Annotated in this window: 12 protein-coding genes; 2 read left to right on the top strand and 10 right to left on the bottom strand. The window is 62.4% G+C overall.

Annotated features, from left to right (window positions below):
• Positions 1-97: 97 nt before the first annotated feature.
• The 5 genes from purU to hmgA all read right to left on the bottom strand — a co-directional run bounded on the left by purU (position 98) and on the right by hmgA (position 5,157).
• Positions 98-982: a formyltetrahydrofolate deformylase gene (purU, locus tag BHMPCIPO_RS28800; protein WP_173520255.1), complete on the bottom strand. Its 885-nt coding sequence runs from the start codon at positions 980-982 to the stop codon at positions 98-100.
• A 198-nt stretch (positions 983-1,180) separates the two neighbouring features.
• Positions 1,181-1,819, bottom strand: a complete 639-nt coding sequence (gene maiA, locus BHMPCIPO_RS28795; RefSeq protein ID WP_173520254.1) for a maleylacetoacetate isomerase — start codon at positions 1,817-1,819, stop codon at positions 1,181-1,183.
• A 29-nt stretch (positions 1,820-1,848) separates the two neighbouring features.
• Positions 1,849-2,865, bottom strand: coding sequence for a fumarylacetoacetate hydrolase family protein (locus BHMPCIPO_RS28790; RefSeq protein ID WP_173520253.1), 1,017 nt, complete (start codon positions 2,863-2,865; stop codon positions 1,849-1,851).
• 58 nt (positions 2,866-2,923) lie between these two features.
• Positions 2,924-3,793 carry an MBL fold metallo-hydrolase gene (locus tag BHMPCIPO_RS28785; protein WP_173520252.1) on the bottom strand — a complete coding sequence of 290 codons (870 nt, stop codon included), beginning with the start codon at positions 3,791-3,793 and terminating at the stop codon, positions 2,924-2,926.
• Positions 3,790-5,157, bottom strand: coding sequence for a homogentisate 1,2-dioxygenase (gene hmgA / locus BHMPCIPO_RS28780; protein WP_173520251.1), 1,368 nt, complete (start codon positions 5,155-5,157; stop codon positions 3,790-3,792). The genes BHMPCIPO_RS28785 and hmgA overlap by 4 nt, the downstream gene beginning before the upstream one ends.
• A 175-nt stretch (positions 5,158-5,332) precedes the next feature.
• Here hmgA and BHMPCIPO_RS28775 point away from each other — a divergent pair, with 175 nt between their 5' ends.
• Entirely contained in the window at positions 5,333-5,803 is a 471-nt protein-coding gene (locus tag BHMPCIPO_RS28775; RefSeq protein WP_173520250.1) for a MarR family winged helix-turn-helix transcriptional regulator, read from the top strand.
• Positions 5,804-5,807: 4 nt separating this feature from the next.
• On the opposite strand, the gene BHMPCIPO_RS28770 is transcribed toward BHMPCIPO_RS28775, so the two are convergent.
• Positions 5,808-6,287 (bottom strand): Lrp/AsnC family transcriptional regulator, encoded by a 480-nt coding sequence (locus BHMPCIPO_RS28770; protein ID WP_065375464.1) that lies wholly within the window; start codon positions 6,285-6,287, stop codon positions 5,808-5,810.
• A gap of 131 nt (positions 6,288-6,418) precedes the next feature.
• On the opposite strand from BHMPCIPO_RS28770, the gene hppD reads away from it, so the two are divergent.
• Positions 6,419-7,531: a 4-hydroxyphenylpyruvate dioxygenase gene (hppD, locus tag BHMPCIPO_RS28765; protein ID WP_173520249.1), complete on the top strand. Its 1,113-nt coding sequence runs from the start codon at positions 6,419-6,421 to the stop codon at positions 7,529-7,531.
• A gap of 156 nt (positions 7,532-7,687) precedes the next feature.
• Here the strand turns inward: hppD and BHMPCIPO_RS28760 are convergent, their stop codons facing one another.
• Genes BHMPCIPO_RS28760 through galE form a run of 4 tightly spaced genes read right to left on the bottom strand, consistent with a single transcriptional unit; the run spans position 7,688 to position 12,205 of the window.
• Positions 7,688-8,647 carry a glycoside hydrolase family 26 protein gene (locus BHMPCIPO_RS28760; protein WP_173520248.1) on the bottom strand — a complete coding sequence of 320 codons (960 nt, stop codon included), beginning with the start codon at positions 8,645-8,647 and terminating at the stop codon, positions 7,688-7,690.
• An 18-nt stretch (positions 8,648-8,665) separates the two neighbouring features.
• Entirely contained in the window at positions 8,666-9,181 is a 516-nt protein-coding gene (locus BHMPCIPO_RS28755; RefSeq protein ID WP_173520247.1) for a DUF995 domain-containing protein, read from the bottom strand.
• A 49-nt stretch (positions 9,182-9,230) separates the two neighbouring features.
• Positions 9,231-11,225: a glycosyltransferase gene (locus BHMPCIPO_RS28750; RefSeq protein ID WP_246304724.1), complete on the bottom strand. Its 1,995-nt coding sequence runs from the start codon at positions 11,223-11,225 to the stop codon at positions 9,231-9,233.
• A complete protein-coding gene (gene galE, locus BHMPCIPO_RS28745; RefSeq protein ID WP_173520246.1) occupies positions 11,225-12,205 on the bottom strand; it encodes a UDP-glucose 4-epimerase GalE in 981 nt (326 codons plus the stop codon). Before galE ends, BHMPCIPO_RS28750 begins: the two co-directional genes overlap by 1 nt.
• Position 12,206: the final 1 nt, after the last annotated feature.

Below are 12,206 nucleotides of genomic sequence, written 5' to 3'. Positions count from 1 at the left end.
GCGCCGCCGATCGAACGGGCGGCGCTTGTCGTTTTCAGCGGCGATTTGCCTTTCGCCCCTCTCCCATTGATGGCGAGAGGGTCAGATCGGCCGCTCTTTAGCCCATGCGCTCGGAAGCGTAGGAGCCCGGGCTCGGCGGGAAGACGACGACGCGGTTGCCGTTGATGAAGCAGCGGTGATGGATGTGCGCGTGCACCGCACGGGCCAGCACCTGGCTTTCGACGTCGCGACCGATCGAGACATAGTCTTCCGCGCTCTGGGCGTGGGTGATGCGAGCGATGTCCTGCTCGATGATCGGACCCTCGTCGAGGTCGGCGGTAACATAATGCGCCGTCGCGCCGATCAGCTTCACGCCACGCTCATAGGCCTGCTTGTAGGGGTTGGCCCCCTTGAACGACGGCAGGAAGGAGTGGTGGATGTTGATGATCCGGCCCGACATCTTCTTGCAGAGCGCATCCGACAGAACCTGCATGTAGCGGGCAAGCACGATCAGCTCGGCGCCGGTCTGCTCGACGATTTCCAGGAGCTGCGCTTCCGCCTTCGGCTTGTTCTCCTTCGTCACCTTGATGTGATGGAAGGGAATGTCGTGGTTGACGATCACCTTCTGATAATCGAAGTGGTTGGAGACGACGCCGACGATGTCGATCGGCAGCGCGCCGATCTTCCAGCGATAGAGCAGGTCGTTGAGGCAATGGCCGAAACGCGACACCATCAGGAGCACCTTCATGCGCTCTTCGCTGTCGCGGATTTCCGCCGTCATGTTGAAGCGCTTGACGACCGGCTCGAAGCCTTCCTTGAGCTCATCGAGCTTGACGCCTTCCTGGCTGATGAAGGTCAGCCGCATGAAGAACAGGCCGGTCTCGAGGTCGTCGAACTGCGAACTGTCTGAAATGTAACAGCCCTTTTCGGCGAGATAGCCGGTGATGGCGGCGACGATGCCGCGGGTGGTCTTGCAGCTGACGTTCAGCACATAGCTTTTCATCGGTAGGTCTCTCGCTCCAGAGGTTTTTCCGGCCCCCCCATATACGGCCAGTCACGCAAAAACTAGCGCGGCCTTTCCGCCGCCGTCGATCCATTCGCGACATTCGCTTGACGGAACCGGCCAGACGAGCCGGTCAGCACAATGGAGCTTCAGCCTGATGGTGCCTGGAGAGAGGATCGGGCAGAAAGTCGCACCGCCTCAGCGCGGCGTGCGATCCGGGTGCGCGCGAGCGAAAGCCTCGATCTCCGTACAATTCTGATCGATCGCGACAAGCCGCGGACAAGCGCCGAGATCCACCTCCCAGCGGCGGGCATTGTAGACCTGCGGCACGAGGCAGATATCCGCCATCGTCGGGGTGTCGCCATGGCAGAACCGGCCGGTTGCGGGATGGTCGAGCAGCCGTTCAAAGGCGGCGAGCCCTTCGCCGATGAACTTGCGCATCCAGTCGCGCCGCGCCGCTTCGCCATCCGCGGCATTGGCCATGACATGGGAGATCACGCCGAGATTGCACACCGGGTGGATGTCCATGGCGATCGCAAAGGACAGAGTACGCACCCGTTGGCGCCCGACGGCATCATCCGGCAGGAAGCCGCAATTGGCGCGTGTCTCGGCGAGATACTCGATGATGGCGAGCGATTGCGTGAAGCGCTCGCCATCGATGTCGAGCACAGGCACGAGCCCCTGCGGGTTGCGGGCCAGATGCTCAGGCTGCTTGTGGGCCTTGGCGAGCAGGTCGACCGGCACCGAACGATAGCTTTCGCCGAGGCTGTTGAGCGCAATCCGCACCCGGTAGCTCGCCGACGAACGCCAGTAATCGTAAAGGACGGTCTCGCTCATGCCTTTGCCCGTTCTGTCGCCCGGCCGTATCAGGCCTTGGTGTAGGCTTCGACGGTCTGCTCGATCGCGCCGAAGATCGAATGACCCGCCCTGTCCTTCATCTCGATGCGCACGACATCGCCGACCCTCAGGAAATGCGTCTTTGCTGCGCCGCCGACGATCGTCTCGATCATCCGCAGTTCTGCGATGCAGGAATAGCCGGCACCGCCCTCGGCGACCGGCTTGCCCGGGCCGCCGTCGAGCTTGTTGGAGACCGTGCCCGAACCGATGATCGTGCCTGCAGCGAGCGGCCGGGTCTTGGCGGCATGGGCAACCAGCTGGGCAAAGTCGAAGGTCATGTCGATGCCGGCGTTGGCGCGGCCGAAGGGCTTGCCGTTGAGGTCGACGCAGAGCGGCAGATGCAGCTTGCCGCCGTCCCAGGCGTCGCCTAATTCATCCGGAGAAACGGCGACCGGCGAGAAGGCGCAAGACGGCTTCGACTGGAAGAAGCCGAAGCCCTTCGCGAGCTCCGCCGGGATGAGGCCGCGCAGCGACACGTCGTTGACCAGCATGATAAGGCGGATGGCCGCCCGCGCCTCTTCGATCGTCGCCGCCATCGGCACGTCGTCGACGATGACGGCAACTTCGCCTTCCATGTCGACGCCCCAGCTTTCGTCGACAAGCGGGATCGGATCACGCGGCGCGATGAAACTGTCGGAGCCGCCTTGATACATCAGCGGATCGGTCCAGAAGCTCGACGGCATCTCGGCATTGCGGGCCTTGCGGACCAGTTCGACGTGATTGACGTAGGCGGAGCCATCGGCCCATTGGTAAGCGCGCGGCAACGGCGAAAGCGCGTCGTGTTCATGGAACCGGATCGTCGGCTGCGAGCCGGTCTCGATCCCGTCGGCCACACGTGCCAGCCGAGGGCCGGCATGCGCCCAATCATCGAGCGCGGCCTGCAGCGTGCGGGCGATGTGCCCGACCTCGGAGCAGCGCGTCAGATCGCGGGAGACGACCACGAGCTTTCCGTCGCGCGAACCGTCCTTGAGTGTCGCCAGTTTCATGCAGTCCTCCCTCTCGATCTTTTCTTTGTTTCTCGTATCACCAGGTCAGAAAACCGACCTAGTCGGACGAATCGTCCGTAAGCTTCACAACAAGGCCGTCGGCAGCGATCGTCAAGGCGCCCGCCCAGTTTTTGCGAGCGGCGGCAATCCACTGGTTTTCGGTTATCTCCGGATCATCGGCCGGGATCAGATGGTGCAGCACCAGCCGACCGACGCCGGCGACCATTGCGACCGCGGCCGCCTGCTCGGCGAATGTGTGGCTCGCCAGCAGATGCTCCTTCAGCCGCGCGCCATTGCCGGTGCGCGCTACCAGCCGGTCGACGCCTTCGGCGAGCATCGCCTCGTGCACGAGAATGTCGGCGCCTCTGGCGAAATCGGCAAGCGGCGGGAAATAGGCCGTGTCGGACGAGAATACGACCGAGCCCTCCGCATGGTCGAAGCGGAGCGCAAAACAGTCGGTGACCGGCGGATGGTCGACGCGCAGCGCCGACAACGTCAGGCCGTTCTCCGAGAAGATTTTGCCCTCGGAATATTCGATGACCTCGACCAGCGCACGCAGGTCCGGCCGCCCTTCGTCGACGATGCGGATGTCGATGTCGAAAGCCATCGCCTGAAGGAAGCCGTGCCAATAGGCGCGGGTCCCGACGGGACCGAAGACGCGCACGGGAGCAGCGAGCCCGGCAGTCCACGCGGTGTGGATCAGCGGCCCAAGTTCCAGCACGTGGTCCGAATGCAGGTGGGTGATGACGATGAGGTCGAGCGCCTTCAGCGGCACGTCGGCACTGGTCAGCCCGCGGGTGACGCCGAGGCCGCAATCGATGACGATCCTGCGACCGCCAATCTCGAGTAGCGACGAGGTCGGCCACGGGCCGCCCGGCCGGATCGCCGGACCGCCCTTGCTGCCGAGCAAAACGAGGCGTGAACTCAAGACCAATCGCCTTCCGGCGTCCCGTTGAACCGCTTCTTGAGATCGCTCCAGCAATCGATGTAGTTGTCCTGCAACGTCTCCAGTTCGGCGGCGAAGCGGGTCAGTTGCTGCGGGAAGCGGGTCTCGAACATGAAGGCCATCGTATTGTCGAGCTTCACCGGTTTCAACTCGCTGTTTGTCGCCTTGTCGTAGCCAGAGGCGTCAGGGCCGTGCGCCAGCATCATGTTGTGCAGGCTCATGCCGCCGGGCACGAAACCCTCTTCCTTCGCGTCATAACGGCCGTAGATCAGCCCCATGAACTCACTCATGATGTTGCGGTGGTACCAGGGCGGCCGGAAGGTGTGTTCGGCGACCATCCAGCGCGGCGGGAAGATGACGAAATCGACGTTCGCCGTCCCCTCTTCGCCGGAAGGTGCCGTCAGGACCGTGAAGATCGACGGATCCGGGTGATCGAAGAGAATCGCGCCAACGGGCGAGAAGGTCTTGAGGTCGTATTTATAGGGCGCGTAGTTGCCGTGCCAGGCAACCACGTCGAGCGGCGAATGGCCGATCTCGGTCACGTGGAAGCCGCCGCACCACTTCACATGCACGCGGCAGGGCGTCTCCTTCTCCTCGAAGGCGGCGACCGGCGTCTTGAAATCGCGCGGATTGGCGAGGCAGTTTGCGCCGATCGGGCCGCGATCCGGCAGCGTGAACTTGGCGCCGTAGTTTTCGCAGATGTAACCGCGCCAGACCTTCTCGTCGCCAAGCCGCGTGACCTTGAACATCGTGCCGCGCGGCACGAGGCAGATCTCGGAGGGTTCCACATCCATCTTGCCGAGTTCGGTGAAGACTTGGATCGCGCCGGTCTCCGGAACGATCAGGAGCTCGCCGTCGGCGTTGAAGAAATAGTCGTCCACCATGTCGGCGTTGAAGGCATAGGCATGCGCCGCCATCCCGGTCTGCGTCGGCGCATCGCCCGCCGTCGTCATCGTGCGGATGCCTTCAAGGAAATTGAGCTTTTCCGATGGCGTCGGCAGCGGGTTCCAGCGCAACTGGCCGAGTGCCAGCGAATGTTCGGCCATATGCGGCGCCGTCTTCCAGTGCGGATAGTCGATCCTGCTGAAGCGCCCGGTGTGGCGGACACTCGGGCGGATACGGTAGAGCCAGGAACGCTCGTTGGTGCCGCGCGGAGCGGTGAAGGGCGAGCCGGAAAGCTGCTCAGCATAAAGCCCGTAGGCGCATTTCTGCGGGCTGTTTTGCCCCTGCGGCAGAGCGCCGGGCAAGCTTTCGGTCTCGAAATCGTTGCCGAAGCCCGGCATGTAGCCGAGCGCCTCGGCTGCCTTGGCCTGTGCATCGGCCTGTTGTCCTGCCTTCTCGAGCATGGTTCGATCCTCCTCCTCCAAGCGCCTGGCTCCAGCAGAGGAGCGCCCCCTTTAAAAAGGGGCCGGCACACTTCTGGTGCCACGGCGACGGCTCATCCTCGTGGACGCGAGCGGCGCTTTCGGCATATTAGTTGCAATCGTAACTATCGATTTTGTAACTATCAAGGACACCGCGATGGCCACCGATGGCTTCGAACTCAACGCCTTTCTGCCCTATCGCTTGAACCGTGCAGCCGAATTCGTCGCCCTGCGCTTTGCCGCCCAATACAAGGCACGCTACCAGCTCACCCGCCCGGAATGGCGCACGCTCGCAGCCCTCGGCAGCACCGGCCGCCCGATGACGGCGACCGAGGTCGGCGCCCACTCGGCCATGCACAAGACCAAAGTCAGCCGCGCCGTCGCGGCCCTCGAAAAACGCCGCTGGCTGACGCGGCGCGAACATGAGGACGACCGCCGCGTCGAGCATCTGGCACTGACGAAGACAGGCATTCGGGCCTATGGCGAGTTGACCGAGCTTGCTGCCCGCTATCAGGCGGAATTGAATACGCTGATCGGCCCGACCGAGATGCAGGCGCTGGCTGCCGGCCTGGAAGCAGTGGAACGCGCCATCGTCAGGATCGAAAAACCCGACAACGCCCGCGGCTGAGAGCTCAGCCTTTCATCCGCTCCGGGATCGGCACGCCTTCGAAGCTTTTCAGCGTTTCGAGCACGATCGAGGTCTTCACATGCTGCACACTGTCATGGGGCAGCAGCACGTCGTTGACGAAGCGCGAAAGCCCGGCGAGATCCGGCGTCACCACCCTGAGGTGATAATCCATCTCGCCGGTCAGCGCATAGGCCTCCAGAACTTCGGGCAGGCTGGAGACGAGCTTGCCGAACCGCTTGGCATTGTCGCGATTGTGGGTGGCGAGCGTCACCGAGATCACCACCATCAGATCGAGGCCGAGCTTCTGCCGATCGATCTGTGCCTGATAGCCGGTGATATAGCCTTCCGCTTCGAGCCGGGTGCGCCGCCGAGAACATTGCGACGGCGAAAGCGCGATACGTTCGGACAGTTCGTTGTTGGTCAGATGCCCGTCGCGCTGCAATTCGCTGAGGATCTTGAGATCGAAGCCGTCAAGTTGCTCCATTCGTGCACCTTAATACAGTATTTCGCATGTTTCGTGCGCCATTCTGTCCAAACGGCGCAAGAATACAAGCATCATGCATGGGAATTGCGTCATACTCCAGCAAAGTTTGGAAGAATGAGAGGAGACTTCCGATGGGCCCCTTCCCGCATGACGCCCCGCCGGCAAAAATCACGGCCGAAAACCCCGCTGGCACGGATGGCTTCGAATTCGTCGAGTTCGCCCATCCGGAACCGGAGAAGCTTGCCGAACTCTTTACCCGCATGGGCTACAGCCCGGTCGCCAAGCACAAAACCAAGAACATCACCGTCTGGCGGCAGGGCGACATCAACTACATCCTGAATGCCGAGCCGGGTTCCCACGCCATGCGCTTCGTCGATCAGCATGGCCCCTGCGCGCCGTCCATGGCCTGGCGCGTCGTCGATGCCAAGCACGCCTTCGACCATGCGGTCTCGAAGGGCGCGATCCCCTACGAAGGCAACGACAAGTGTCTCGACGTTCCGGCCATCGTCGGCATCGGCGGTTCGCTGCTCTATTTCGTCGAGACCTACGGCGTCAAGGGATCGGCCTACGAGGCCGAGTTCGAATGGACCGGCGAGCGCAACCCGAAGCCAGAAGGCGTCGGCTTCTATTATCTCGACCACCTGACCCACAACGTCTATCGCGGCAACATGGACAAGTGGTGGGCCTTCTACCGTGAGCTTTTCAACTTCACGCAGATCCACTTCTTCGACATTGACGGCCGCATTACCGGCCTCGTCAGCCGCGCGATCACCTCGCCCTGCGGCAAGATCCGCATTCCCTTGAATGAATCCAAGGACGATACGAGCCAGATCGAGGAATATCTGCGCAAGTACAAGGGCGAAGGCATCCAGCACATCGCCGTCGGCACCGAAGCGATCTACGATGCCACCGACAAGCTCGCCGACAATGGCCTGAAGTTCATGCCCGGCCCGCCGGAAACCTATTACGAAATGTCACGCGAACGCGTGCACGGCCATGACGAGCCGATCGAGCGCATGAAGAAACACGGCATCCTGATCGACGGTGAAGGTGTGGTGAATGGCGGCATGACGAAGATCCTGCTGCAGATCTTCTCGAAGACCGTGATCGGCCCGATCTTCTTCGAGTTCATTCAGCGCAAGGGCGACGAAGGCTTTGGCGAGGGCAACTTCCGCGCCCTGTTCGAATCGATCGAAGCCGACCAGATCCGTCGCGGCGAACTTGGACCGCAGGCGGCCGAGTAACCGCAAACAGGCCTGGTCCCGAAAATCTTGGCCGGAAGCAAGCCGGCCTCCTGGAGCTCAAAAGCCTCTCGCCTCGAGCGAGGGGCTTTTCTATGGGAGCCTCACAACGCGATCGCGTCCGCGTGCCCAATCGAACAGGTAGCGCAGTCGTCGAACTCAGTTCGTGACATCATTGACGACGCGCCAGTTCGGGCGGCCGAGGTCATGCGGCCATTCGATCACGTCACGATCGTTGAAGTAGACGACTTCGGCCAGTTTCGGGAACTGCGGATCCGGCTGTGTCGCGGCGTTCATCCACGGCTGCATATAGGCCTGGCTGCCTTCCCATCCGAGTTCGGCCACCCAGATCGGCTTGTTGTACTTGGCCACCAGGTCGTAGCCGGGCTTCAGCGCCTCGGCGAATGTCTTCGGTCCGCCGTACTCGATCTTGTCGAAGGGCTCGAGCCCGAAGACGGACAGCCCGACGAGATCGACATAATCGTCACCCGGATAGTAGGCTTCGAGGTTCGGCAGCCCTTTCGGCGACCACATGATCTGCGCTTTCGGCGCCTTCTTGCGCACGATGTCCATGGCGTGCCTGTAGGCCTTGATCCAATCCTGAGGTTGCCACCCGGCCCAGGAGAAGCGGCCGGAGGTGTCTTCCATTTCCTGCCCCCAGCGCACGATGACCGGGCTTTTCAGCTCGGCAATCACGTCGGCGATCGCTTCCATGTTGGGGTCATATTCGCCCCTGAGCATCCGGTCGCGGAGCTGCGTCGGCGTCAGTTTCCAGTCGAGCGACCAGGACCAGGGCTCGATGGTGATCAGCAGATTGCGCTTGCGCTGAAGCGCATACTCGTCAGCGGTGCGCAAGGATGCGAGATCGACGTCTTCCCACGGCAGGAACAGGGCCTCGGTCGTCACGTCGCTCTGGGCGCCGAAGTCGCCATGCGGATCATAGGCGCCGAATTTCGTTCCGCCGGGGTGCATGATGGGACGTTTGTCGATCATCGTCTCGGTCTGTCCGGCATTGCCCGCAGGATTGGCTTGCTCCTGCGCCAGCGCGGACACCAGGCTGCCGAAGTCCAGCTGCAGGGCCAGGGCAGTGCTGAGCGCGAATGCCAATTTGCGTTTCATTTCATCCTCCTGCTGCCTCTATTTCTTGGCCAGGAACTGTTCCTTGAGATGCAATGCCTTTGCCGTGATGTCGTCCTGCGCGACGAGGCTGTAGTAAGCGTCATCGGGCTTGGGCTTTGCGTGCTTGAAGACATACCACTCGCCGTTTGGCACTTTCCGCTGATAGATCGTGTCGCCGATCTTGGCGTGGCCGAAACAGGTCCGAGCATCGCCCGCATCGACCGCAGTCGTCCATACGGCCTGCATGCACATCATGCCGAGGTCGCTGACATACCAGTTGCCTTCGGCGAAGGATCGGTCACCGTTGCCCTTGTCGACAAAGGCCACCAGCTTTCGGTCATGCGCGGTAAAGCGTGCGCCGCCGGTCGACCATTGCCAGGTCTTGTTGCGGTAGAGCAAATAGACTTCATAAGCGCTGAGCGGCGTCGGCTTGATCTCCATCTTCGCCTTGACCGGCTCGGCGCCCAAGTAGACCGCGGCAGCTGCAAACGGCAGCAACAGCGGCAGAATCATGACTTTTGTCGACCCTTTCATCGCCATTCTCCTCGTGTTGGAGATTTACACACTCGATTTCTCGCCGCTGTCATGACGGCACGAAGTATCGGCCGACCTTCCTTGTCGTCGTCGTTTCCCGGTATTCCGCTTCGCTGACACTCCGTCTTTCGACGCCCTTAGCGGTGGGCCGTGACCGGGCAGGTTCGAACCGTGCTCGGCTCTCAGCCGGCTGCGAAAAGCCTTTCCATTGCAGATGGAAGCGAACGATCCGGAGCTTCGTGCCGAGTCCGGCGCCGGCAACCGCGAATTTCGCCTCGGTGAACGTCACGAAGCCCAGGCCGTGCGACAGGGCCTCCGTGGCCTCGGCACCGTGACGCACGGCCGATTGGGCAGACAGGACCGAGACCAGCACCTGAGAGCTGGCCATCATCGCGGTCATCGTCGAACGCGGCACGAGAGGCAGCCCGTTCTCGCGCGCGTGCCGAACATGGATCACCACCACGAGCCCGGCATAGAGAAGAGCGTTGATCCCGGCGAAGACGTAGAAGCCGCGCGCCGTTCCCGCATCGGCGATCAACCAGACGGCGAGCGCCGACATCAGGGAAAGCAGGAGATAGGGCATCAGCACCCGAAGCGGCAGGGGACCTGCTGCGCCGCCGCCTTTTGGCGTGATGCGAAAATCGACGAACGAGCCGCTCAGATGATCGCGCACCGCCGCCAGGCAGCCGAGCAGCGACCAGGGCCACCGCGCGAACAGGAACAGGATCGTCTCCCAACTCAGCACCCGCGCGTCATGCGGGCGGAAGGTGCCGGTCGAACGCCAGAAATAGGCGAGCACGACCAGCACCAGCGACAAAGGCACGAAATGCAGCAGAAAATCGGGAAAGTCGACCGCGACGAAGATCCGCCCCATGAAAAGCGCCGCGATCGGCATCACGAACATCAGCGCCATGAAGCACGAGAACAGCGGGTACCAGAACTGCGAAAAGAGGAACTGGAACTGCAGCCGCGGCGACAGCTTCGGCACATATACAGGCGAATACTTCAACAGGATCGCCATGAGGCTGCGCGACCATTGGAATTCCTGAACCACGAGATCAGCAAAGTTCGCCGGCCCGTCGCCATGGGCAATGGCGTTCAGGGCATGCACGCCGCGCCAGCCATGGGCGTTCATCATCAGCGTCGTCGAATGATCTTCGGCGAGTTCCGGACCCAGCCCGCCGATCTGCTTCAGCGCCTTTGTCCGCACGGCGTAATGCGAACCGATGCATAACGGCGCCCAGCCGTTGTTGTAGCCGACCTGCAGGGAGCCATGCAGGCTTGCCTCCGCATAAAGCCGCCCGCGTGCCGCCCAGCTTGTGGTGGCATTCGCATCGCATATGCTCGGCGCCGAGACATAGCCGACCGACGGGTCGTTGAAGGGACGCATTACCTCGACGAGATAGGTGCTTTCGGGCACGTGATCGGCGTCGAACTGCGCCACGAAATCGTAGCGCTCATAGCCGTAGTGATCGTAGAAATAGGCAAGGTTTCCTTCCTTGCAGCGCGTGCGGCGTGGCCAGGCGGCGCGATGATATTCGGCGACACCCTTTCGCGTTGAGATGAAAACCCCGTGGGCCGCGCACCAGCAAAGCGTTTCCGGCGACGGGTCCTCATCCGCCAGCCAGACATCGAAATCGCAGCCGGTCTGGTCCAGCATCGCCTGCAGCGTCTTGCGCACGACGGCGAACGGCTCCGACGGCGCCTTGGTGACGACCATCGCGATACGTCCCCGGGGTACCGGACCGTTGCTCACGGTGGCCACCTTCGCGCCGGAAAAGATCATGATGAAGTAGACCGGCAGCAGAGTGATCCACCCGACGACGACGGTGATGAGGATGTAGGACGGCCAGTCCATGACATGGGCCGGATCAAGCCACCACCGCCAGAAATACACGAAGGCCGCGAACCACGCGGTAACGCCCAATATGTTCAGCATCTGCAGACGCCCGGAAAACAGTGCCGTCAGATGCGGATTGACATGCCCCGCATGCGCGAGATCGGCAGAGTGGCGAAAACCACCGAGTGCGGCCGCCCAGCTCATCACCGCACCTCCAGCCCGAAACCTGGCGCCGCCGTGCGGATGATGGTGTCGATGTCCGAGAGCGCCGGGCGGAAGCCCAGCCGCTGCCGCGCCCGGCTCGTGTCGGCATAGAGCACGGGCGGATCGCCGGGGCGACGCGGCAACATCTGCACGGGAACCTGTCGCCCTGTGACGCGATCGATGGCTTCGAGAACCTGCCGGATCGAGGTTCCGTGTCCGCAGCCGAGATTGGCGCGCAGCACCTCGCCGCCGTCACGCAGATAGTTGACGGCCGCGACATGCGCGTCGGCGAGGTCGGTCACGTGAATGTAGTCGCGAATGCAGGTTCCGTCCGGCGTGGGATAATCGTCGCCGAAGACGTCGAGCCTTTCGATCCCGCCGGCCGCCGCCATCAGGGCGCGCGGTATGAGATGCGTTTCCGGATCGTGCCGTTCCGTGAGCTGCCCTTCCGGATCGGCGCCCGCGGCGTTGAAGTAACGCAAGGCGACGGAACGAAAATCATAGGCGCGTGCGTAGTCGCCGAGCATCAGCTCGATCATCAGTTTCGTGCGCCCATAGGGGTTTATCGGAAGTTGCTCCGTGTCCTCGGTGATCGGAAGCCGCGGCGGCACGCCGTAGGTGGCGCAGGAGCTGGAAAATACGATGCGTGCAAGCCCGGTTGCACGGCAGGCTTCTAGCAGCGCGATGCTGCCTGCGACATTGTTGCGGTAGTATTTTCCCGGGTCTTCGACGGATTCCCCGACATAGGCGGAAGCCGCAAAATGGATCACGCATTCGGGCAGAAACGTCCGGATCACCGTCGCCAGCCGTTCCGTGTCCTCGAGCTCGCCTTCAACGAGGGGACCCCAGCCTACGTTGGTCCTGTGCCCCGTCGAAAGATTGTCATAGACGACGGGAACGAAATCCTGTTCGGCAAGGCGCTTGCAGGTGTGGCTTCCTATGAAACCGGCACCGCCGGTGACGAGTACGACGCGGGACATC

This window comes from Ensifer sesbaniae (genome assembly GCF_013283665.1).
Lineage (GTDB): Bacteria > Pseudomonadota > Alphaproteobacteria > Rhizobiales > Rhizobiaceae > Ensifer > Ensifer sesbaniae.
The sequence above is the reverse complement of the archived record's forward strand: the minus strand, read 5'-3'. Positions and strand labels throughout refer to the sequence as shown.